The 22,115-nt window shown below is 68.9% G+C and carries 22 protein-coding genes; 12 read left to right on the top strand and 10 right to left on the bottom strand.

Annotation, left to right across the window (positions count from 1 at the left end; genetic code table 11):
- Positions 1-7 precede the first annotated feature (7 nt).
- Entirely contained in the window at positions 8-1,216 is a 1,209-nt protein-coding gene (locus tag GRX31_RS25540; RefSeq protein WP_160855472.1) for a M20 aminoacylase family protein, read from the bottom strand.
- A 233-nt stretch (positions 1,217-1,449) separates the two neighbouring features.
- Here GRX31_RS25540 and GRX31_RS25535 point away from each other — a divergent pair, with 233 nt between their 5' ends.
- On the top strand, positions 1,450-2,442 hold the full coding sequence (locus tag GRX31_RS25535) for a DHH family phosphoesterase (RefSeq protein ID WP_017405579.1): 993 nt from the start codon (positions 1,450-1,452) through the stop codon (positions 2,440-2,442).
- On the opposite strand, the gene GRX31_RS25530 is transcribed toward GRX31_RS25535, so the two are convergent.
- Positions 2,382-3,251, bottom strand: a complete 870-nt coding sequence (locus GRX31_RS25530) for a pseudouridine synthase (RefSeq protein WP_202396714.1) — start codon at positions 3,249-3,251, stop codon at positions 2,382-2,384. The genes GRX31_RS25535 and GRX31_RS25530 overlap by 61 nt on opposite strands.
- Before the next feature lie 228 nt (positions 3,252-3,479).
- Between GRX31_RS25530 and GRX31_RS25525 the strand changes: the two genes are divergently transcribed.
- On the top strand, positions 3,480-4,478 hold the full coding sequence (locus GRX31_RS25525) for a diaminopimelate dehydrogenase (RefSeq protein ID WP_160855468.1): 999 nt from the start codon (positions 3,480-3,482) through the stop codon (positions 4,476-4,478).
- On the opposite strand, the gene GRX31_RS25520 is transcribed toward GRX31_RS25525, so the two are convergent.
- Positions 4,475-5,848 (bottom strand): MFS transporter, encoded by a 1,374-nt coding sequence (locus GRX31_RS25520; RefSeq protein ID WP_160855466.1) that lies wholly within the window; start codon positions 5,846-5,848, stop codon positions 4,475-4,477. The two genes, GRX31_RS25525 and GRX31_RS25520, sit on opposite strands and share 4 nt — an antisense overlap.
- 90 nt (positions 5,849-5,938) lie before the next feature.
- On the opposite strand from GRX31_RS25520, the gene GRX31_RS25515 reads away from it, so the two are divergent.
- Together GRX31_RS25515 and cls are read left to right on the top strand one after the other, a co-directional pair.
- A complete protein-coding gene (locus GRX31_RS25515) occupies positions 5,939-6,286 on the top strand; it encodes a MoaF-related domain-containing protein (RefSeq protein WP_012204400.1) in 348 nt (115 codons plus the stop codon).
- Between the two features lie 355 nt (positions 6,287-6,641).
- Positions 6,642-8,093, top strand: coding sequence for a cardiolipin synthase (gene cls, locus GRX31_RS25510; RefSeq protein ID WP_160855464.1), 1,452 nt, complete (start codon positions 6,642-6,644; stop codon positions 8,091-8,093).
- A gap of 64 nt (positions 8,094-8,157) precedes the next feature.
- Here cls and GRX31_RS25505 read toward each other — a convergent pair whose 3' ends face one another.
- Positions 8,158-9,000 (bottom strand): META and DUF4377 domain-containing protein, encoded by an 843-nt coding sequence (locus GRX31_RS25505; protein WP_202396713.1) that lies wholly within the window; start codon positions 8,998-9,000, stop codon positions 8,158-8,160.
- A 330-nt stretch (positions 9,001-9,330) separates the two neighbouring features.
- Between GRX31_RS25505 and GRX31_RS25500 the strand changes: the two genes are divergently transcribed.
- A complete protein-coding gene (locus GRX31_RS25500) occupies positions 9,331-9,909 on the top strand; it encodes a DUF2242 domain-containing protein (RefSeq protein ID WP_016450474.1) in 579 nt (192 codons plus the stop codon).
- A gap of 24 nt (positions 9,910-9,933) precedes the next feature.
- Here GRX31_RS25500 and GRX31_RS25495 read toward each other — a convergent pair whose 3' ends face one another.
- The 5 genes from GRX31_RS25495 to GRX31_RS25475 form a co-directional block, all read right to left on the bottom strand.
- On the bottom strand, positions 9,934-10,815 hold the full coding sequence (locus GRX31_RS25495; protein ID WP_016450475.1) for a peptidoglycan DD-metalloendopeptidase family protein: 882 nt from the start codon (positions 10,813-10,815) through the stop codon (positions 9,934-9,936).
- 94 nt (positions 10,816-10,909) lie between these two features.
- The gene (locus GRX31_RS25490) at positions 10,910-13,042 is read right to left on the bottom strand and encodes a DUF3300 domain-containing protein (RefSeq protein ID WP_160855460.1); all 2,133 of its coding nucleotides are present in this window, start codon (positions 13,040-13,042) and stop codon (positions 10,910-10,912) included.
- Positions 13,043-13,203: 161 nt separating this feature from the next.
- Complete coding sequence (locus GRX31_RS25485) at positions 13,204-13,521, bottom strand: DUF2322 family protein (protein ID WP_016453887.1); 318 nt, start codon at positions 13,519-13,521, stop codon at positions 13,204-13,206.
- 56 nt (positions 13,522-13,577) lie between these two features.
- Positions 13,578-14,294, bottom strand: a complete 717-nt coding sequence (locus tag GRX31_RS25480; RefSeq protein ID WP_016450552.1) for a class I SAM-dependent methyltransferase — start codon at positions 14,292-14,294, stop codon at positions 13,578-13,580.
- A gap of 127 nt (positions 14,295-14,421) precedes the next feature.
- Positions 14,422-16,230, bottom strand: coding sequence for a glutamine--tRNA ligase/YqeY domain fusion protein (locus GRX31_RS25475; protein WP_047468446.1), 1,809 nt, complete (start codon positions 16,228-16,230; stop codon positions 14,422-14,424).
- Between the two features lie 229 nt (positions 16,231-16,459).
- Here GRX31_RS25475 and GRX31_RS25470 point away from each other — a divergent pair, with 229 nt between their 5' ends.
- From GRX31_RS25470 to GRX31_RS25440, 7 genes are all read left to right on the top strand, one after another.
- Positions 16,460-16,813, top strand: coding sequence for a hypothetical protein (locus tag GRX31_RS25470; RefSeq protein ID WP_016453885.1), 354 nt, complete (start codon positions 16,460-16,462; stop codon positions 16,811-16,813).
- Positions 16,814-16,938: 125 nt separating this feature from the next.
- Entirely contained in the window at positions 16,939-17,382 is a 444-nt protein-coding gene (aroQ, locus tag GRX31_RS25465) for a type II 3-dehydroquinate dehydratase (RefSeq protein ID WP_016450549.1), read from the top strand.
- The gene (locus GRX31_RS25460) at positions 17,379-18,263 is read left to right on the top strand and encodes an alpha/beta fold hydrolase (protein ID WP_070081006.1); all 885 of its coding nucleotides are present in this window, start codon (positions 17,379-17,381) and stop codon (positions 18,261-18,263) included. Before aroQ ends, GRX31_RS25460 begins: the two co-directional genes overlap by 4 nt.
- On the top strand, positions 18,256-18,666 hold the full coding sequence (gene arfB, locus GRX31_RS25455) for an alternative ribosome rescue aminoacyl-tRNA hydrolase ArfB (protein WP_160855474.1): 411 nt from the start codon (positions 18,256-18,258) through the stop codon (positions 18,664-18,666). Before GRX31_RS25460 ends, arfB begins: the two co-directional genes overlap by 8 nt.
- 72 nt (positions 18,667-18,738) lie before the next feature.
- Complete coding sequence (locus GRX31_RS25450; RefSeq protein WP_160855458.1) at positions 18,739-19,686, top strand: dioxygenase family protein; 948 nt, start codon at positions 18,739-18,741, stop codon at positions 19,684-19,686.
- 95 nt (positions 19,687-19,781) lie between these two features.
- Positions 19,782-20,447, top strand: a complete 666-nt coding sequence (locus GRX31_RS25445; protein WP_016450545.1) for an alpha/beta hydrolase — start codon at positions 19,782-19,784, stop codon at positions 20,445-20,447.
- A 221-nt stretch (positions 20,448-20,668) separates the two neighbouring features.
- Positions 20,669-21,580, top strand: a complete 912-nt coding sequence (locus tag GRX31_RS25440; protein ID WP_047219662.1) for a DUF3014 domain-containing protein — start codon at positions 20,669-20,671, stop codon at positions 21,578-21,580.
- An 18-nt stretch (positions 21,581-21,598) separates the two neighbouring features.
- On the opposite strand, the gene GRX31_RS25435 is transcribed toward GRX31_RS25440, so the two are convergent.
- On the bottom strand, positions 21,599-22,069 hold the full coding sequence (locus tag GRX31_RS25435) for an Lrp/AsnC family transcriptional regulator (protein WP_012204416.1): 471 nt from the start codon (positions 22,067-22,069) through the stop codon (positions 21,599-21,601).
- Between the last annotated feature and the right edge of the window lie 46 nt (positions 22,070-22,115).

The raw sequence follows: 22,115 nt of genomic DNA, 5'->3' as shown, positions 1-22,115 counted from the left end.
GCCTGTCTCAGTCCCTGGCCTGGTTGGCGGGCTGCTCCAGCCAGCGGCGCGCCAGCAGATCCCAAAAGCGTGCGCCACGTCCCAGGTTGTCGTCGTTGAAGTCGTAGCCGGGATTGTGCAGGCCCACGCCGGGCTGGCCCGTGGCGGGACCGTTGCCTATCCAGCCATAGGCGCCGGGCACGGCCTCGAGCATGAAGCCGAAGTCCTCGGCCGTCATGGCCGGCAGGATGTCGGCGTGGGTGCGGTCCTCGCCCACCGCCTCGCGCATCACATCGGCCATGAAGCGGGCCTCGTGCGCGTGGTTGGTGGTGTTGGGGTAGCCGGGCTTGAGGATGAACTCGGCGCGGCACAGATGGGCCGCCGCCACATGCTCGCTGATGCGCTGCATGCCTTCGATGAACATCTGCTGCGTCTCGGTCCTGAGGGCGCGCACCGTGCCGAAGATGCTGGCCTCGTCGGGAATGATGTTTTCCACCGTGCCGCTGGTGATTTTGCCCACGGTGAGCACGGCGCTGTCCAGCGGATCGGTGCTGCGCGACACCAGGGTCTGCAGCTGGCCGACGATGGCGCAGGCCACGGGAATCGGGTCCAGCGTGGTGTGGGGCATGGCAGCGTGCCCGCCCTTGCCGTGCACGCGGATCTCGAAACGCAGCGTGGACGCCATGATGGGCCCCACGCGCACCGCCATTTCGCCGGCAGGCAGGGCCGGCCAGTTGTGCAGGGCGAACACGGCCTCGCAGGGGAATCGCTCGAACAGGCCATCGTCCATCATGGCCTTGGCGCCTGCGCCGCCTTCCTCGGCGGGCTGGAAGATCAGGTGCACCGTGCCATCGAAATCGGGCTGCTGCGCCAGCAGCGTGGCCGCACCCAGCAGCATGGTGGTATGGCCGTCATGGCCGCAGGCATGCATGCAGCCCGGGTTCTGGCTGGCGTGGCCGAAGGCATTGAGTTCCGTCACCGGCAGCGCATCCATGTCGGCACGGATGCCGAGGCTGCGGCCCGGGTTGGCGGCGCTGCGCCCCCGGCCGTGGATGCTTGCCACCACGCCGGTCCTGCCCAGCCCGCGATGCACCTGCAGCCCCAGCGCCTGGAGATAGGCCGCCACCTTGTCGCCGGTGCGGTGCTCCTCGTAGCGCAGCTCGGGGTGGGCATGCAGGTCGTGGCGGAACTTCAGCAGGGAGCCGAGATGGGGGGTGATGTCGGGTGTGGATCGCATACAGGGGCCGCGACGGCCTGCACGCCAAGCGGGTCCGCAGGCGGTCGCAGCAATTCAATGACAAGGCGGACATGATAGGTCCTGGGGTTTGCCTATGCCGTCTGCCGCGCCGATAGGCCTTGTGCTGCCGAGGCTTTGCGCTACGTTCTTTGATAGCTGCCCGCGCAATGCCCTGGCCCGGGAGTTGGCGCAGATGCAGGGGAATGGCGCCAGGACCGACAATCGCCCCCATCATGAAAAACACCATCCTGCCCCTGCAATTGTTCGTGCGTCCCGAGCATGACGATCCCCAGCCCCTGATCCTGTACCACGGCCGCCGCTGCCCGGACGGCTATGGCGCGGCGCTGGCGGCCTGGCTGTTCTACGGTGGGCAGGCCGAATTCCGCGGACTGGACCATGGCGAGATCCAGAAGGCCGACGACCTGGGCGAGCTGGCCGGCCGCGCGGTCTACGTGTTGGACTTCGCCTTCGAGCCCGAGCTGATGGCCGAGATCGAGTCGCGCGTGTCCAAGCTCGTGGTGCTGGACCACCACAAGAGCGCTGCCGAAAAGCTCACCGGCTACCAGTGCCGCTGCGGCGTCGTGCACTTCGACATGAACAAGTCCGGCGCGCGCCTGGCCTGGGAGTTCTTCCAGGCCGACAAGCCCGTGCCGGGCCTGATCCGCTTCATCGAGGACCGCGACATCTGGAAGTGGGAATTCGCCGAGAGCGCGGGCTTTCTCGCGGCGCTGGACATGGAGCCGCGCAGCTTCGAGCGCTGGGCCGAGATCGCGGCCTTCACGCCCGAGCAGGAAGCTGCCTTCATGGCACGCGGCGGCGCCATGGACGAGAAATTCCAGAAGCTGTGCGCCGACATTTCCGAGTCCGCCCAGCCCCTGGTCTTCAACGGCATGCAGGGCCTGATGGTCAACTGCCCCGGCATGTTCCACAGCCAGGTCGGCGACCTGCTGGCGCGCCAGAGCGGCAGCTTCGCGCTGATGTGGCATGCCAGCACCAAGGGCGTGAAGGTCGGGCTGCGATCGCGCTCGGAGTTCAACTGCATTGCGCTGGCCGAAAGCTTCGGCGGCGGCGGCCATGCCCAGGCCTGCGGCTTCAAGATGGGCAACGAGCGCCTGGTGGAGCTGCTGTCGGGCGTGCTCAAGGCCGATGCCTCGGCCGACTACGCCTACGTGGCCGCGCCGCTGATGGAGCAGCCTGAAACGGGCGCGCCTGCCGAAGCTGCCTGATCCAGCCCGGCCGTCGCCGGCAGGCCCGCACAGGCCTGCCAGCCGGGCAGGGCGCACAGCGCGCGCCAGTGCTGCACATCGGGCACATGGCCCAGCCGGCTCCAGTCGGCCTCCAAGCGCAGCGGCTCGCCCGTCATCGGGTGCGCCAGCTCCAGCGCATGGGCATGCAGCCACAGCCGCTGCAGGCCCAGGCGCTCGGCCCACCAGCGGTTCAGCGGCCCCTTGCCATGCGTGGCGTCGCCAATGATGGGATGGGCCACATGCTTGAGATGGCGGCGTATCTGGTGGCGGCGGCCCGTGGCAGGCAGCGCCTGGACCAGCGAAATCCGCGTGGCCGCATGGCGCGGATCAAAGGCCTCGGGCCATTCGAGCCGGGCCAGGCAGCGCAGCGCAGTCCGTGCGGGCTGGGCTGGCGCGTCCTCGGGCGCATCGTCGGGTCGGAGCGCGTGGTCCACCTCCACCGCATCGGGCAGCCAGCCGCGCACCAGCGCCAGGTATTGCTTGCGCACTTGCTGCCCGGCAAACGCCTGGCCCAGCCGCTGCGCGGCCTGGGCATGCAGGGCCATCACCAGCACGCCGCAGGTGCCCTTGTCCAGCCGGTGCGCAGGGTGCACATGGCAGCCCAGCTGGTCGCGCAAGGTCTGCAGCACGAAGCGCGTCTCGTGCGCGTCCAGTCCCGTGCGGTGCACCAGCCAGCCTGCGGGCTTGTAGACCGCCACCAGGTGCTCGTCGCGCCAGAGGATGTGCAGCGGTGCGTCGCCGCACTCCGAGGGCAGCGGCTGGGCGATGGGGGATGAGGGCTGGGACATGAGGGCGTGAGTGTAGGCGCTGCTGTCCACCACGGCCCACGACCCTCTCCCAATACCCCTGCCCAACATCGCCGCTCAGTACCCCCGCGCAGGGCAACGCAGTGCTGCCCGGCAGTGCACGACTGGCTGCTCCTTGGCGATGCAAGATCGCGCCTGGTTCTGCGCTGGCGCATGGACCTCATTTTCGAGCCGCAGTTTTTGAACCTCATCGCAAAGGCACCGCACCGCATGGACCATCGCAGCACCGCTCCCATCCGCATCGCCATCGTCGGCCACGGCAACCTGGGCCGTGGCGTGGAGGTGGCCATTGCCCGCAACCCCGACATGGTGCTGGCCGGCATCTACACCCGCCGCGATCCGGCGCAGCTGCGTCCGCTGCAGCCCGGCACGCCCGTGCACGACATGGACAGCCTGCTGGCCCATCGCGCAGGCATCGACGTGCTGGTGCTGTGCGGCGGCTCCAAGGACGACCTGCCGCAGCAGTCCCCCGCGCTGGCCGCGCATTTCAGCCTGGTGGACAGCTTTGACACGCATGCGCGCATTCCCGGGCATTTCGAGCTGGTCGACGCGGCGGCCCGCGCGGCGGGCACCACGGCGCTGATCTCGGCCGGCTGGGACCCGGGCATGTTCTCCCTGCAGCGCCTCATGGGCGAGGCCCTGCTGCCCGATGGCGCCACCTACACCTTCTGGGGCAAGGGCCTGAGCCAGGGGCACTCCGACGCCATCCGCCGCATTCCCGGCGTGGCCGGCGGCGTGCAGTACACCATTCCCGTGGACGAGGCCGTGCAGCGCGTGCGCAGCGGCGTGCGGCCCGAACTGTCTGCGCGCGAGCGGCACCGGCGCGAGTGCTTTGTGGTGCTGGAGCATGGGGCCGATGCCGACGGCGTGCGCCAGGCCATCACCGGCATGCCGCATTACTTCGACGAGTACGACACCACGGTGCACTTCATCAGCGCGCAGGAGCTGGCCCGTGACCATGCGGCCATGGCGCATGGCGGCTTCGTCATCCGCAGCGGCAGCAGCTCCGATGGGCTGCGCCATTCCATCGAATACCGGCTGCAGCTGGACAGCAACCCGGAGTTCACGGCCAGCGTGCTCGTGGCCTATGCGCGCGCCGTGCACCGGCTGCAGCAATCGGGGCAGACGGGCTGCAGGACCGTCTTTGACGTGGCGCCCGGCCTGCTGTCGCCCAAAACTGCGCAGCAGCTGCGGGCCGAGCTGCTTTAGCCCTGGCCCACGCGGGCCGCGTCTTCCAGCCGGTCCACGTCGCGCAGCGGCTTGAACAGGGTCATCCAGCTGCCGACCACGCCCAGCGTGCACAGGCTGCCCAACACGGCGGCGGGCACCGCGCCCAGCCAGGCGGCGCTGGTGCCGGCACGGAACTCGCCCAGTTCGTTGGACGAGCCGATGAACAGCATGTTCACCGCGTTCACGCGCCCGCGCATGGAGTCGGGCGTGGAAAACTGCACCAGGGCCGAGCGGATGTACACGCTCACCATGTCGGCCGCACCCGCCAGCATCAGCGCCGCCATGGACAGCCAGAACCAGTGCGACAGCGCAAACACCAGATTGGCCACGCCGAAGATGGCCACGGCGGCGAACATCACGCGGCCCACATGGCGCTGTATGGGGCGGGCCGACAGCCACAGGCCCATGGCCACCTCGCCCACGGTCATGGACGAGCGCAGCAGGCCCAGGCCTTCGGGCCCAACCTTGAGCACCTCGTGCGCGTACACGGGCAGCAGGGCCACCACGCCGCCCAGCAGCACGGCGAACAGGTCCAGCGAAATCGTGCCCAGGATGATGGGGCGCGTGCGGATGAAGTGGATGCCTTCGCCAAAGCGCAGCCACAGCGAGCCGCCGGCCGGCGCCATGGCTTCGGCATAGCGCACGGGCACCGTGCCCAGCAGCAGCACGGCCAGCACCAGGGACACGCCGCAGACCGCATAGGTCAGCACGGCGCCGCCCCAGGCGTAGAGCAGGCCGCCCAGCACGGGCGCCGCGATGGCGGCCGTGCGCATCAGCATGCTGTTGGTGGCCAGCGCCTGGGCCAGTTGCTCGCGCGGCACGATCTGCGGCAGCAGGCTTTGCAGGGCCGGCCCCGTGAAGGCGCGGCTGCAGCCGAACAGCACCAGCACCGCGTAGATCCAGTGCACATCGTGCGCGGCAGCGCCCTCGTGCCAGGACAGCCACAGCAGCAGCAGGGAGCACAGCGCCGCCACGGCCCAGCTGCCCGACAGCAGGCGCTTGCGGCTCATGCGGTCGCTGAGGTCGCCTGCCGGAATCAGCAGCGCCAGCATGGGCAGGAACTGGGCCAGTCCCACATAGGCCAGGGACATGGGGTCGCGCGTCAGGTCGTAGACCTGCCAGGCGACGACCACGGCCTGCATCTGCTGGGCGAACATGGACAGCATGCGCGCCATGACGAAAGGGACGAAGGCGCTGTTGCGCAGGCCGGCAGCGGGGCTGTCGGCCGAAGTGGGGGGAAGCGGGGAGGAGGGCAAGATCGGAAGTCCGTGGCAGAGCACGCGCAGTATCTGCGAAATGCCGCCGCCCTGCAGGCCGAACCGCCTGCGCCATGCTGCCGACGAAGGCATGCGGCCTGCTCCCACAAACACCGGGGACGCGGCGCGTGAACATGCCATCACGGGTCAGGCCAGAACCCCGCATCAGAGGAGCAACACACCATGTCCATGTTGTCCATGCAATACGCCGGCACCTTGATCGGGCGCGAAGCGGTCATCGATTTCCCCGATAGCAAGGCTGATGTGCGGTACACGCCGCAGGGCCAGATGGTCTGGCATGTGGTCGATTCCCTGGGCCATGTGTCCGACGGCTGCGAACGGCTCAGCTACCTGCAGGTCAGCGACAGCCTGCACTTCCTCAACTGGATCGAGAAAACCGGTTTCACCGTCAGCCAGGTCATAGACACGGCGCAGGGAACGGTGCAGGCCTTCTGGTCCTTTGCCGATCCGGCCAGCGAGGGCGGCCACCGGTCCTCCATGTTCGTCGAAGGCCGTTTCCGCTTTCGCTGAGAACCCTGCCGGTGCTGCGTGAAACATTGCGGCGGCGGCGCAACATGCCTGTTTTTTGAGCGCCACCGGCAAAGCCAAGGCTGGCGCCGCAAACACGGGTTGTCCCGAAGCTTGTCCACAGGCAGGCCCACAGTCGCTGGGCATAACCGTCACGCCATCGTCATTTTCTTCATCCAACGGAAAAATTTCGTGGGATGTGTGCGTGTACTTTCATCATGATTCAGGTTTTTCGTGGAATTCTGTTCCTGTATCCATGGCCGGGGGGGGGCCGCCCGCCGCAGATCAAGGCCCGTGCCCCCGTGAAACATTGCGCGCCTGAGAAACAGGTCCGCAATGCCGCCGCTATGCTGGCCGCATGACCTGGCTGCTTATCGCATTGCATCTGCTGCTCATCGCGGGTTTCGGCCTGCGCATCCTTTTGCGTGACGATGTGCGCCCCGACGTTCGCATGGGCTGGCTCACCGTCATCGTGCTGCTGCCCTACGTCAGTTGCGCGCTGTACTACCTGTTTGGCGAAGTCACGCTGCGCCGCCGCGGCCGGGCCCGGTACCGCAAGGTGCAGGACTTCGCCGCAGGCGCTGCCATGGACCACGGCGCCGCCGTGCCGATAGCGGGCATCGCCCCGCAGTGGCAGGCTGCCTTCGGCTATGCGGCCTCCATCAACCGCTTTGCCGCGCAGCCGGGCCACACCGCGCAGCTCATGGCCGATGGCGCCGAGGCCCGCGCCCGCATGCTGGCCGACATGGACGCCGCCCAGCATGAAATCAACGTGCTGTACTACATCTGGCTGGCTGATCACACGGGCACGGCCGTGGCCCAGGCGCTGGTGCGCGCGGCACGGCGTGGCGTGGTCTGCCGCGCCATGGTGGACGGCCTGGGCTCGCGCGCGCTGCTGCGCACCGACCTCTGGCAGCAGATGGCCCAGGCGGGCGTGCAGCTGGCCGTGGCCCTGCCCACCAGCCATCCGATCCGCGTGATGTTCACCAGCCGCCTGGACCTGCGCAACCACCGCAAGATCACCGTGATCGACCAGCGCATCACCTACTGCGGCAGCCAGAACTGCGCGGATGAAGCCTTTGCCGTCAAGGCCCGCTATGCGCCCTGGGTCGATGTCATGCTGCGCATGCAGGGTCCGGTGGTGGCGCAGATGCAGCAGGTGTTCGCCAGCGACTGGGCGCAGGCACGCAGCGTCGCCCAGGTTCCTCCCATGCCGTTGGCTGTCCGGTCCGCAAACGGTCTGCCCGACCGGCCTGCAGACGGCTTTGCCGCCGTCGTCATTGCCGAAGGCCCGGCCGAGCGGCCCCGCTCCACCTCGCAGCTCGTGTCCACGCTGCTGGCCAGCGCACGGCGCGAGGTCGTGATCTCCACCCCTTACTTCATTCCCGACGCCACGGTGCTCGAGGCCCTGTGCGCCGCCGCCTGGCGCGGCGTGCAGGTCAGTCTCATCCTGCCCGCGCGCAACGATTCGTGGATCGTGGGCGCGGCCAGCCGCAGCACCTACCGCTACCTGCTGCGTGCCGGCGTCATGCTCCATGAATTCCGCCCCGGCCTGCTGCATGCCAAGACCCTGTGCGTGGACGGGCAGGTGGCTTTGCTGGGCTCCACCAACCTGGACCTGCGCAGCTTCGACCTGAACTTCGAGAACAATGTGCTGCTGCAGGACGAGGCCGTGACCCAGGCCATCCGCCAGCGCCAGGCCGACTACATCCGCCAGTCCGACCGCATCACCGCCGCTCAGGTCCACTCCTGGCCCTGGGGCCGGCGCATCTGGAACAACCTGCTGGCGATGCTCAGTCCGGTGCTGTGAGGCGCAGCCCACAAAAAAGGCCTGCGCAGTGCAGGCCTTCAGGGCTGTGGGGCAGCAGGCGCGCTCAGCGGCCCACGCGCTCGCTCTCGACCACCATGTCCAGCACATAGGCGTAGGCCGATGCGTCGGCCGGCACGTTCTGGCGCTTGTAGCGCTGGATGCGCAGCACGTTGCGGATGCCGGGCTCGTGCTTGTAGCCCTCGATCTCGCTGTAGAAGTTCTCCCACTCGCCGGTGGAGGTCTTCACGCCGTTGTCGCCGTAGCGGATCTCGCGCACGCGCAGGCACTGGAAGTCCTTGATCAGCGGGTGGTTGCAGGCCGTGCGCTGGGGTGCCACTTCCAGGAAGATGCGTTCGCCTGCGCTGCCGTACTGGGTCTGTGCCGTGGGCGAGCCGTCGAGCTGCCAGCGCGTGCCGTCGATGAAGGTGAGCGTCAGGCGCGCAGGCTGCTTGCCTTCGCCCAGTTGCACGGACCATTGCTTGGCCGTGGGCAGGATGCGGGCCACCTTTTGCTCCAGCGCCATCAATTGGTCGTCATCGCAGGCCATCAGCGTGCTGGCGGCGCGCTGGGTGGCGATGCGGTTGCCTTCGGTGCGGTAGCCCGTGGTCACCACGTTGCACAGGTTCTTGACGGCCAGGCGCTGGTCGGCGAACTCCAGTTGCAGGGGCCGCTTGCGCGAGGCGGCCGTCAGGAACCAGCTCTGGTCTTCGGTGCCCTGGGGCGTGAGGGCCTGGCGAAGACTCCAGTGGTAGGCGGTCAGCGATTGGGCGTCACCGGGCGGGCCGGCAGGAGCCGACACCTGGGGCTTGGCGCCGTCTTCGGCGTTGCCGCCCTTGTCGATATGGCTGCAGGCGCCGAGCCCCATGGTGACGATCACGGGCAGGCACCAGGTCCAGCTTGGCTTCATGTTGAGTTCCTTGGTTGATGGGTACAGGTACAGGCGCAGCGGCGGCAGGCTTGGGCAGCCCGGGTGCGGCATGAGCCGCACCGGCCGTGGCCGAACCGGGGCACCATAACGCAGATGGGCGGCGGTGCTTGTCAGAACGGGGCGCTATTCACATTCGTTTGCATCTATTTGATGCAGACGGAAAAACCGATTGCTGCAAAGTTGCCGGCCATTGCATTGCGCTCGGGTGAGAATAGGCGGCCAGCCGCCATGCCATCCGCAGGCAGCGGCACCGGAGCAAGGAGCAGGTTCGTGTATCGACGTTGGAGTGCAGCAAACAGGGTGCGTGGCATGCGCTGCGCAGGGGCTTTGGCCGTCATCATGGTGCTGGCGGGCTGCGGCTCGACGATTCCCCAGCATGTGCCGGTGCAGGAGAGCTTCGGCTCCACCGAGACCTTCTCGCGCATGTTCGATGCCTCGCCGGCCCAGACCTGCGAGGCCGCGCGCCGCGCGCTGCTGAGCCAGGGCTACATCGCCATGGCGCGCACGGCCGAACTCATAGAAGGCAGCAAGAGCTTCCAGCCCGACCCGGAGCTGAACCTGCAGATGAACATCCGCGTGGTCTGCGTGCCGGAGACCGCCGACGGCCAGGTCAGCATCGGCTTTGTCACGGCGCTGCAGGACCGCTATACCCTGAAGAAGAGCGCCAACTCGGCCAGCCTGGGCGTGGGTGCGCTGGGGTCCGTGTCGCTGCCGTTCTCCTCGGGCAGCGACTCCATGGTCAAGGTGGGCAGCGAGACGATTGCCAAGAGCGGCTTCTACGACAGCTTCTTCGAGCTGGTCTCGCGCTACCTGGCGCAGGACCGCGACTCCATCGCCGTGCCCACGCCGGTGGCGCCGCAGAACACGATTCCCTCGGCCGACCACTGACGCCGGCGGGCGCCACAGCCCCGTTCACGCCGCCAGGAACAGCGCCGGATCCACCATGCTGCGGTTGAGCATCACGCCCCAGTGCAGGTGCGGGCCGGTGACGCGGCCCGTGGCGCCGACCTTGCAGAAGGCCTCTCCCGTGTCCAGCTGATCGCCCAGCTTGCACTGCACGCTGCTCAGGTGGCAGTACATGCTCAGCAGGCCACCGCCGTGGTCCAGCCACACGGTGCCGCCGTTGAAGAAATAGTCGCCCACGTCCACCACCTTGCCCGGCAGCGGCGCGACGACGTTGGTGCCGGTGGCTGCCGCGATGTCCATGCCGCTGTGCGGATTGCGCGGCTGGCCGTTGAACACGCGGCGCAGGCCGAAGCTGCTGCTGCGCCGGCCCGGCACGGGCTGGCGCATGCGCAGGTCGCCGGGGCGTGCGGGCGGCTCGGTGAACAGCGCCATGATGGTCTGCTGGTGGGCGCGCTCACGCTGGTAGCGCGCATCGTCCTCGGGCGACAGGTCCACGGTCTTGGGCGAGACCTTCAGGCGCTGCTCGGTGTACTTCTTGTCACGCACCTCGTAGGCCAGGGAGCGCGCTGCGCCTTCGCCCTTCACGGTCACGCTGTGGGTGCCAGGTGCGGCCGACAGCGCAATGCCGACCACGGCCGTCCATTCGATCATGTCGCCCACCACCAGCACGGGCACGTCGCCGGCCAGTACCTGGGGCCGCTGGGATGCGGGCCCCAGCGACAGGCGGGCCACGCCGCCGGGCACGCGGCTGTCATGGGGCCAGGGGGATTCGCTGGAGGGCGCTGCGGCCTTGGCGGCCCAGGAGGGAAGGATCAGGCCCGCGCCCGAGGCGCACAGGGATTGCACGAACAGTCGGCGGGAGCGGGGATTCGTCGTCGGTATCTGCATGGATGAAGCGGCGGGCTTGGCGCCGGCATGGGGCCGTTATCGATCGCCCCATTGTCCGCCAAGCGTGCGCCAAGCCAAACCTCTGCCGGGCCGTTCAGCGGTCCCGGCGTTCGTCACGTCCGCCGCGCCGTTCCTGCGGGCGGGATGCGTTGGCCATGCGCTGCTGCTGTTGGCGCTGCTCCTGCTGCGCGCGGGCCTGCTGCTGCTGGGCGCGCGCCTGGGCCTGCTGTGCCTGCTGGAGCTGCATGCGTTGCTGCTGCGCCTGACGCTCCTGCATCTGGGCCTGTCGTTGCGCTTGCTGCTGCGCCTGTTGTTGGGCCTGCATTCTGGCCTGCATCTGCTCCTGCGCACGGGCTTGTTGCTGTTGCTGTTGTTGCTGCAACTGCTGCTGGCGGGCCTGCATCTGCGCCTGTTCGCGGGCCTGGTCCCTGGCCTGCACCTGCATCTGCATCTGTGCCTGGCGCTGGGCCTGTTGTTGCTGCCGTTGTTGCTGTTGCTGTTGCTGCCGCGACTGCTCCTCGCCACGCAGGCGGGCGGTCTGCATCTCCATCTGCTGTTGCTGCTGCTGGCGCATGCGCGCGGCATCGGCCATGGAACGGTCGCGGTCCTGCCGGTCCTGCTGCCGCATGCCCTGCTGCGCGGCGGCAGACGACCACGAAGGCACGCGGGTATCGCGGCCCCGCTCGCCCGGCATGGCGGCAGCGGGCAGGGCGGCTGGCGGGCGCTGCACCCCTGCAGCCTGGGTCGAATGCGGAGCCTGCGGCCACTTGCCGAACTGGCCCGGCTGCGAGGCCGGCACCGGGTTCATCCTGGGCTGCAACGCTGCCTGCGGCCGGTCATCGGGCCGCAGGCCCGGGCGGCCGCGATCGGCGCCGTCATGCCGGGCAGATCCGTGCGTGGCGCCGGGCGGCAGCATGCCTTGGGAAGACGCCGGCGGGCCGCCCTGCGGTGGCCTCAGGCCCAGCCGCTGCGGCATGCCGCCATGCGCTGCGGCGGCCGCGCCTGCCATGCCGGCGGCGCCGGCCAGGGCCGCCGCGGCCATGCCGCCCGGGCGCGGATCGCCGCCCTGTGGCGGGTTGGGCGGGTTGCCGGCAGGGCGGGGCTCGACGTGCGGGTTGTTCGCGATGTGGGTGACGTTGCCACCGTTGTTGATCTGCGTGTTGCGGATGTTCTGCACCACCGTGGTCGAGCGCGTCACATAGGTGTTGTTGTTGTAGATCACGGCTGGCCGGCGCGAGGGCGGTGGCGGCGGCTCGTTGCGGTGCCAGCGGTAGCCTGGCTCGCCCCAGCGCATGCCCCAGGAGTTCCAGCCCCAGGGGCGACGGTCCACGGACTCGGCGAGGATCACGCCTGCGCCAAAGCCGATCAGCCCCGCCACCACGGGCGCGGCCGAACTGCCCACGTAGACGGGCTGCGGCGCCACGATGGGGCGGTAGCCGCCATACACCGGCAGCGGCTCGCCATACACCACACCCGGGTCGTACTGCGGCACGTAGACGGTGTCGGGCTGGGCGGGAGTGATCTCGATGAACTGCGAGGGCGCATCGATCACCGGCACCGGCAGCATGGACGACAGGGGCTCGCCCATGTCCTGGGGCGCTGGCTGGGGATCGCGCGGCGGGGCATCGGCCGCGGCCACGGCCACCTTGAGCCGGCTGGAGTCCTTGAGCGTACCGGCCTTGTAGGCGCGCTGGCGCATCACCTGGATGGCGTTCATCACGTCGGCCGGATCGTTGTAGTAGGCCCTGCCCAGGGCCGTGGTCCAGGGAATGTTGGAAGACAGCTGCGCCAGCACATTGGGAAACTGGGCCAGGGACTTGACCGACGGGTCCCAGTCCTGGCCGTTGACGGCGTCCTGCAGCTCCTGGGGCTTGAGGCCCGGGTTCTGCCCCAGCCAGACCTCGGCGGCGCCGACCTGGTCGGGATAGGTGGAGGCGGCCAGCACCTGGGCCACGAGCTTGTCGGGGTACAGCGCAATGGGCGCCACCATCTGGTAGAGCGTCTCGGCCGACGGCGGCACATAGGCCACGGGCGTGGCGACGGGCTGGGCGCTTTCGGTGGCAGGCGGCAGCGGCGCGCTGGCGGCCTGCGGGGGCTTGTCCTGGGATTCGTTGCAGGCGCTCAGCGCCAGGGCGGCGGCCAGGCCCAGCACGCTCAGGCGCAGGGCTCCGGCGTGGGAAGCTGAGGGGGCCATGGTGCGTGCTCTGGGCACGGCGGATTGCAGCATTGCGTTCTCCTGGGCAGGAACGCCTTGCGCGCCGAAGCGGCAAGGCACATGTCATTTGAACGCCAAAGTGCACGCTGCGTTGACACCGGCGTGTCAGCCGATGCCCCCAGTCCGCGCAACTTCTGTGACGCGGTGTTTACCCAGGCGGAATCAGGCCGCGATCAAGCCGCGAGCAGGCGGGCCTGGTAGCTCTCGGCACCCTTGGACCAGGCCAGCAGGCGGTCGATGTTGGGGTGCTTGCCGGGGAAGGCGATGGCGTCCTGCGTGTGCTCGGCATACCACTCCAGGCCCAGTTCGGCGGCGGCCGGCGTGATGCTGCCGCCGTAGAGGGCGGCCAGCGCGTGGTACACGGCCAGGGAGCCGGTCTGGCCGGGCTTGTTCTCGATGGTGGCCACGACCTGGCCCTGGGCATCGGCCAGCTGCAGCGCGGCGAGGTGGGTGACGGTGGGCAGTTGCTGAAGGCGTGCGGAGAAGTTCATGCTGAAAGGCAAATCAAAGAAAGGAAGGCGGAGAAAGAACGATCGGCTCGGGACGATCAGGCCTTGGCGGCAATCCACGCACACCAGAACAGGCTGGAGAAAAAGCGCTTGGCCTGAACGAAGCCGGCCTGGGCCAGCATCTGCTCCACTGCCTCTTCCGAGGCGGGTGGAACCGCGCCCTGCCGGATCTTGCCGAGTTTCGCATGGACGGCGGCCTCGTCCGCGCCTGCCATGCGCCAGCGCATGGCCCAGGCTTCGAGAAACAGCGGCTCGCTGTCGTAGCGATGGCGATTGCAGGCCAGGATGAAGGGCGCACCCGGCGCCAGCCTGGCCGACAGGGCCTGCAGCAGCCTGAGCTTGTCCGCATCGTCAGGAATGTGGTGCAGCACGCCGATCAGCGTGGCCGCGTCGAACACCGTGCCGGCGGGCAGGTCTTCCACCGCACAGGGTGCTGCACGCACCTGGGCCGACAGGCCGGCGGCTGCGATGCGGTCCATGGTCTGGTCCAGCATGGGGGGCGAAGGGTCGGCGGCCGTGAATGTCCACTGCGGCCTGAGCCGCGCCGTGGCCAGGATTTCCTGGCCCGTGCCACCGGCGCCGCCAATCAGCACGGACTTCGGCCCGGCATCCAGGCTGGCTGCCAGCAGGCAGGCGGCCAGCTCGTGGCAGGCGTCGTAGCCGGCCAGGGCGATGCGGCTTTGCGTCTCGTACTCGGCCGCGCGGGAGGTGTCGAACTTGGCGGCGGAAGCCGCCTGTGGCAAGGCTTGGTTCATGGCCTGGAATTGTGCTGAGGCCATGGTCACTGCAAAAGCGCCGATGTGCGATGGCCCACCCCTGCAAAGCAGGATGGTGGGCCATCTTCGGGGGAGCGGTGCAGGTGCCCGCCAGCGGGCCGTGCGCCTACTTGCCCCAGGAGTCCTTGAGACCCGTTGCGCGGTTGAACACGGGCTTGCCCGGTGCGTGGTCCTTGCGGTCGGCCACGAAGTAGCCGAAGCGCTCGAACTGGAACTTGTCGTCAGGCTGTGCCTGGGCCAGCGACGGCTCCACGTAGGCCGTCACGACCTTGAGGCTGTCCGGGTTGAGCAGGGCCAGGAAGTCCTTGCCGCCCGCATCGGGCTGCGGGTCGGTGAACAGGCGGTCGTACAGGCGCACTTCGGCCTGCACGCCATCGGCCGCGCCCACCCAGGTGATGGCGGCCTTGACCTTGACGCTGTCAGCGCCCGGCGTGCCGCTCTTGGTGTCGGGCACCACGGTGGCCAGCACCTTGGTGACGTTGCCCTCGGCATCCTTCTCGCAGCCCGTGCACTCGATCACGTAGCCGCCCTTCAGGCGAACCTTGTTACCGGGGAAAAGGCGCTTGTAGCCCTTGGGCGGCACTTCGGCGAAGTCCTCGCGCTCGATCCACACCTCGCGGCCCAGCGTGAAGCGGCGCACCGGCACCTGCTGGCCTTCGGCGGCGTGGGGCAGGGCAGGCAGCTCGCAGGCTTCCAGGTGCTCGGCGCTGCCGAAGACCTCGGCCCAGTTGGTCAGCTCCAGCTTCAGCGGGTCCAGCGCCACCATGCCGCGATGGGCCTGGTTTTCCAGGTCTTCGCGCAGGCAGCCTTCCAGGGTGGAGTAGTCGATCCAGGCGTAGTCCTTGGTCACGCCGATGCGCTCGCAGAAGGCCTGGATGCTCTGCGGCGTGTAGCCACGGCGGCGCAGGCCGACGATGGTGGGCATGCGCGGATCGTCCCAGCCGCTGACGATGCCGTTGTCCACCAGGTGCTTGAGCTTGCGCTTGCTGGTGATCACATAGGTCAGGTGCAGGCGCGAGAACTCGTACTGGCGCGGCTGCGGCGCGGCGATCAGGCCGCCTGCGCGCAGGTGGTCCAGCAGCCAGTCGTAGAACGGGCGCTGGTCCTCGAACTCCAGCGTGCAGATGCTGTGGGTGATGTGCTCCAGCGCGTCCTCGATGGGATGGGCGAAGGTGTACATCGGGTAGATGCACCACTGGTTGCCGGTGTTGTGGTGCTCGGCATGACGCACGCGGTAGATGGCGGGATCACGCAGATTGATGTTGGGCGATGCCATGTCGATCTTTGCGCGCAGCACGGCAGCGCCATCGGGCAGCTTGCCGTCGCGCATTTCGCGAAAGCGCGCCAGGTTCTCGGCCACCGTGCGGCTGCGGAACGGGCTGTCCACGCCGGGGCGCGAGAAATCGCCGCGGTTGGCCTTCATGTCGTCGGCGCTTTGCTCGTCCACATAGGCCAGGCCCTGCTCGATCAGGTACTCGGCCGCGCGGTACATGAAGTCGAAGTAGTTGCTGGCGAAGTACAGGTTCTCGTGACCGTCGGCTTCCTTCCAGCCGAAGCCCAGCCAATGGACGGCATCGATGATGCTGTCCACGTACTCCTGGTCTTCCTTCTCGGGATTGGTGTCGTCGAAACGCAGGTGGCAGGCGCCTTGGTAGTCGCGCGCCAGGCCGAAGTTCAGGCAGATGGCCTTGGCGTGGCCCACGTGCAGGTAGCCGTTGGGCTCGGGCGGGAAGCGTGTGCGGATCTTCGCCACGTCCACCTGGCCCTGGTTGTGGTGGTCGCCATCACCGGGGCTTCCACCCCAGCGGCGCTGGGCGTAGGTACCGTTGGCCAGGTCGGCCTCGATGATTTGGCGCAGAAAGTTACTCGGTTTGACCGGATCTTTGGAGATGGGGGAGGCGTCAGCAGAGCTCATCGCAGCATTGTAGGCGCGCGCCTGCCGACCCGCTCCGGACGGCTTTGGGACAGCCGCGCCGGGCAAGGGTTGAGGCATTTGGAAACAAACTTGTATAAAAGCCTGCCATCCGTTGACCCCTGTCGCGCGTTGAGAATGCAGGGCGTGTGCCGTCCCCTGTGCCAAAGTGCGGGGAGGCGGCACCAGCGGCAATGCCTGCCACGCCTGTCCAACTTCGAGGAGAGACACCATGACAACGACAGCTTCCCCGTGGGTTGCAAGAGCAGCAGCAGCCGGCCTCGCATTGGCCGCCCTGGTGGCTTCGGGCGCCGCCCAGGCCCGGGGCGATGTGCACTGGTCCATCAGCCTGAATTCGCCGGGCATGTATGGCCCGCCCGTCTATGTGGCGCCGGCCCCCGTCTATGTGGCGCCGCCCCAGCCCATCTACTACGCTCCCCCGCCTCCGGTCTACTACGCGCCGCGCGCCGTCTACCGTGCGCCGCCCGTCGTGGTCGTTCCCGGCTATGGATACGGCTATCGCGGCGGCTACCGTGGCGGATACCGCCATGGCCATGGTCACGGTCACGGTCACTGGCGCCGTTGAGCCGGACCGGGCTGGATTGACTTGTGCCGCCCTTCGGGGCGGCTTTTTCCGTGGTGCCAGCGTTGCGGCCGGGCCGGGGATGGCCCGCATAATCCAGCCCGTTGGAAACCTGGAGTGTCCCCGCCGTGAAAACCGTCTATGTCCTCAATGGCCCGAACCTGAACCTGCTGGGCCTGCGTGAACCCGCCATCTATGGCTCCCAGACCCTGGCCGATGTGCGTGCGCTGTGCGAAGCCGCCTGTGCGCGCTACGGTCTGGCCCTGGAGTTCCGCCAGAGCAACCATGAAGGCGAGCTGGTGGACTGGATCCACGAGGCCGGCCGCGTGCACGCCGAAGGCCGCCTGGCCGGCCTGATCTTCAACGCCGCCGCCTACACCCACACCAGCGTGGCCCTGCTGGATGCCGTCAAGGGCACGGGCGTGCCGCTGGTGGAGCTGCACATCAGCAACGTGCATGCGCGCGAGAGCTTCCGCCACCACTCCTACCTGTCGGCTGCGGCGCGCGCCGTGATGTGCGGCTTTGGTGTGGCCGGCTACGGCCTGGCCATCGACGCCGTGGCCCAGTGGTGAACACGCCTGTCGCCATAGAGCGCCTGCGCGCCCGTGCGCGGCGCCTCACCACGCCGCTGTCTGCCGCGCGGCCCGACGACGGCCACATGGTCTGGCATGTCTGGGGCGAGGCGCGCGCGGGCGTGCTGCCGGTGGTCATGCTGCACGGCGGCAGCGGCAGCTGGACGCACTGGCTGCGCTGCATGGACGCTCTGCTGGCCCAGGGCCGCCAGCTGTGGATACCCGACCTGCCCGGCTTCGGCGATTCCGATGGGGTACCGGGCGGCCAGGATGCCGACACCCTGGTCGAGCCGCTACGCCAGGGCCTGCGGCAACTGCTGGCCGATGGCGGAGCGCCCGCCGCCCCGCTGTGCGATCTGGTCGGCTTCTCTTTTGGCGGCATGACGGCCGGCATGCTGGCGGCTGCCGACGGCACGCTGGCCCGGCGCCTGGTGCTGGCCGGGGCGCCCGGCATGGGCGTGGGCAAGGGCCTGGCCGTGCGGCTCAAGGGCTGGCGCCACCTGGCCACGCCCGAGGCGCAGGCCGTGGCCCACCGCTACAACCTGCAGGCGCTGATGCTGCATGACGCCAGCCTCATCGACGAGGACACGCTGGCCCTGCATGTGCTCAATGTGGAGCGCGACCGCCTTCCACGCCGCCGCCTCTCGCACACCGATGTGCTGGCCCGCGCCCTGCAGGCCGTGGACGGCCCCGTATGGGCCATCTATGGCGAGCACGACGCGCTCTACCCGGGACCGATGATGCAGGAGCTGGCCCAGGCCTTTGCACGCCATGCGCGCGACTTCCGGGGGCTGGCCCTGGTGCCCGGCGCAGGCCACTGGGTCATGCATGAGCGTCCCGATGCCTTTGTGGCGGCATTGGCCGCTGCGCTGGATGCATGAGCGCATGCGCCCCATCGAGCTGCACGAGGTGCAGTGGACCGCCATGCGCGCCCAGGGCGCGGGCGGCCAGAACGTGAACAAGGTCTCCAGCGCCGTGCACCTGCGCTTCGACGTGCGCGCCTCGCGCCTGCCCGAGGCCGTGCAGCAGCGCCTGCTGGCCCTGCGCGACGGCCGCATCACCAACGAGGGCGTGGTCGTCATCAAGGCCCAGCAATACCGCACGCAGGAGCAGAACCTGCGCGCCGCGCTGCAGCGGCTCAACGCGCTGGTGGCCGCCGCCTATCCCGAACCCATTCTTCGCCGCGCCACCCGGCCCACGCTGGGATCGCAGCGGCGGCGCCTGGACAGCAAGAGCCGGCACAGCGCCACCAAGGCCCTGCGGGGCCGCCCGCGCGACGATTGAGCCGGCCAGCGCAACAATGTGTGCCGCCTTTGGCGGCTTGGCGCGGCCCGCTTGCGTCCCTACATTAGGGGAATGCAAGATTTTCACGCTTCCCTCGATTCCGGCGCATCCTCCATAGCCGCTTCGGCCGGCACTCGGCTGCCCGTGCTCTACGTCTCCCATGGCTCGCCCATGTTCGCGCTGGAGCCGGGTGAAACAGGCCCCGTGCTCGCGCAATGGGGCAGGGCGCTGCGCCAGGCCCACGGCCCGCTGCGCGGCGTGGTCGTCATGTCGCCGCACTGGATGTCGCATGGCGTGGAAGTCATGACCGGAGCCACGCCCTCCACCTGGCACGACTTCGGCGGCTTCCCGCCCGCGCTCTACGAACTGCAGTACCCGGCCCCCGGCGCGCCCCAGCTGGCGCAGGAAGTCATGGAGCGCCTGCAGGCCGCAGGCATTGCCTCCACCGCCAACGCGCAGCGGCCCTTCGACCACGGCGCCTGGGTGCCGCTGATGCATTTGCTGCCCGATGCCGACCTGCCCGTGGTCCAGCTGTCCCTTCCCGCCTCGGCCGGGCCGGCCGAAACCCATGCGCTGGGCGCGGCCCTGGCGGCGCTGCGCGATGAAGGGGTGCTCATCGTCGGCTCCGGCAGCATGACGCACAACCTGGCCGAATTCCGGGGCGGCACGGGCGAGGCCACGGTGCGGGTGGACGACGCCGTGCAGGCCCTGCGCAGCCAGGATGGCCTGCAGGACGACCATGCCGTCGGCGGCTCCAGCGCCTCCTCGCCCTACGTGCAGGATTTCAGCCGCTGGATCGAGTCGCGCCTGCAGGCGCAGGACCTGCCCGCGCTGCTGGACTACCGCGCACGCGCTCCCTCGGCCCGGCGCGCCCATCCCAGCGAAGAGCACTTCATGCCGCTGTACTTCGCCCTGGGCGCGGCCGGCGCCACGGCGCGGCCTCGGTATCTGAGCCGCGAAGTCATGTACTCCATCCTGGCCATGGACGCGATGGCCTTCGAGGACGCGCAGGCGGCATAACCTCCTGCCCCCGCGGACTTGGCGAGGCGCCACAATGGCGCGTTGCCCGGGACCACCCCGGTCCCGGAAATCGCTTAAAAACCAAGGAGTCCGTGATGATCGACCTGCCCCTGCTGGCGCTGGAGCGCCCCGCACAACCCGCACCGGGGCAGCAGCCCTGGCTGCTGGTGCTCATGCATGGCGTTGGCAGCAATGAACAGGACCTGTTCGGCCTCGCATCGTTCGTGCCGCCGCAGTTCCACGTGCTCAGCCTGCGTGCCCCGTTTTCCATGGGGCCCAGTGCCCATGCCTGGTTCCAGTTCACGGTGGATGCCAACGGCACGCGCCACATCCACGCATCGCAGGAAGAGCACAGCCGCGCCCTGGTGGCCCAGACCGTGCAGCAGGCCGGCGCGCGGCTGGGCATTCCTGCCCAGCGTACCGTGGCGGGCGGCTTCAGCCAGGGCGGCATCATGGCGCTCAGCCTGCTGCTGACCCAGCCCGCGCTGCTGCGCGCCGCCATGTGCTGGCACAGCCGCCTGCTGCCCGAGGCCTTGCCGCACCAGGCCCCTGACGCGGCCTTCGACGGCAAGTCGCTCTGGGTCAGCCACGGCACCTACGACAACGTCATTCCGCTGACCAGCGCCCACGCCATTCGCAGCCACGTGCAGCGCCTGCCGCTGCAACTGAGCTACCACGAATACCCGAGCATGCATGAGATCCGCCCCGACGAGCTGCAGGCCGCCATGGCCTGGCTCCAGGATCTGGGCACGCAGGGCTGAGCCTGCTGTACCGCCCCCTTCTTGTGCGCAGGCTGGCCGCGTAAGCCGGGTAACGCCTTGTTGCCTGGCGCGCACAAGGGCCTGCGCAGGCAGCGGGGCGGCTTATAAACACCAGTCAGGGGCTGGTGTCAGGAAAGCCCGGGAACCCCGGTTGTGCTTTGCTGTCGCACGTCCTGCGGCAACTGTGCTGCCAGCCCCTGCCCAAGCCAAAGGACCCATCCATGCCAGAACGCGACCCCCAAGACTTCCGCCCCCGCGCCAGATCCTCCGGCCCATCGGCTTTCGGCATCGCCGCAGCGGTACTGGCGGCTGCCGCCGTGGGGGGCGCAGCCTGGTGGTACTGGTGGCGTCCCGCCGACGTGCCCGAGGCGCCGCCCGAAGTGGCAGAGGCGCCCGCCCAGCCTGCCGAGCCTGAACCCGTCCCCGCGCCCGAGCTGACCGAGCCCCAGAACCCTGTCGATGCGCTGGAGCCACCCGCGCCCGGCCTGCCCGCGCTGCAGGACTCCGACGCCCATGTCGCCCAGGCCCTCAACGGCCTGCTGGGCCGTGACAAGGCAGGCAGCTTTCTGCAGATGGACGGTTTTGTGCGCCGCGCCGTGGCCACCGTGGACAACCTGACCCGCTCCCAGGCCCCAGCACGGCTTTGGCCCGTGCACCCCGCGCCGCAGCGTTTCACGGTGGAGGGCGCCGCGGAGGCCGGGGAGGCACAGGCCATCTCCCCCGCCAACGCCGCACGCTACAAGGCCTTCGTGGCCTTCGCCGAGTCCATTCCCATGGACGGGGCCGTCAAGCTCTATGCCCGGCTGTATCCCCTGTTCCAGACCGCCTATGAAGACCTGGGCTATCCCAGCCGCTATTTCAACGATCGTCTCATTGCCGTCATAGACCATCTGCGCGCCGCGCCCGAGCCCGCGGGCCCGGTGCAGGTCAGGCTGACCAAGGTGGAGGGCGAGGTGCCCTCCGTCCAGCCCTGGGTACGCTACGAATACGCCGACCCGGAGCTGCAGGCCCTGTCCAGCGGCCAGAAGATGCTGGTGCGCGTGGGGCTGGACAACGAGCGCCGCCTCAAGGCCGTGCTGGGCGAGCTGCGCCGCCGCATCGCCACCGGCGAGATGGCCAAGCCTGCGGGCTGAGGCCAGTCTCCATCCGCCTCAGCCTGCGGCCGGCAGGGGCAGGGCGGTCTTGTACCGCACCTGCTTGAGCGTGAAGCTGGAGCGGATCTTCTCTATGCCCGGAATCGGCGTGAGCTGCTCCACGATGAAGCGCTCCAGCGCACCGATGTCGGCCAGGGCCACGCGGATCAGGTAGTCGGCGTCGCCGCTCATCAGGTAGCACTCCATGACCTCGTCGTGCTCGGCAATGCGGCGCTCGAAGTCGGCCAGCGATTCCTTGGCCTGCGACTTGAGGCTGATGTTGATGAACACATTCAGCCCCAGCCCCAGGGCCGACGCATTGGCCAGCGCCACATAGCGCGCGATCACGCCGGCCTTCTCCAGCGCCTTGACGCGCGCCAGGCAGGGCGAGGGCGACAGGTGCACACGCCGCGCCAGCTCCACGTTGGACAGCGAGCCGTCCGTTTGCAACTCGGCCAGAATGCGCAAGTCGATGGTGTCCAGTTTCATGTGCCGGATTTTATGTAGATGCCGGCATGAAATGCTGGAATATGGC

Origin of the sequence: Delftia sp. CH05 (assembly GCF_009827015.1) — a bacterium.
Taxonomy (GTDB): Bacteria; Pseudomonadota; Gammaproteobacteria; order Burkholderiales; family Burkholderiaceae_C; genus Comamonas; species Comamonas tsuruhatensis.
This window is presented reverse-complemented; position numbering and strand designations above follow the sequence as displayed.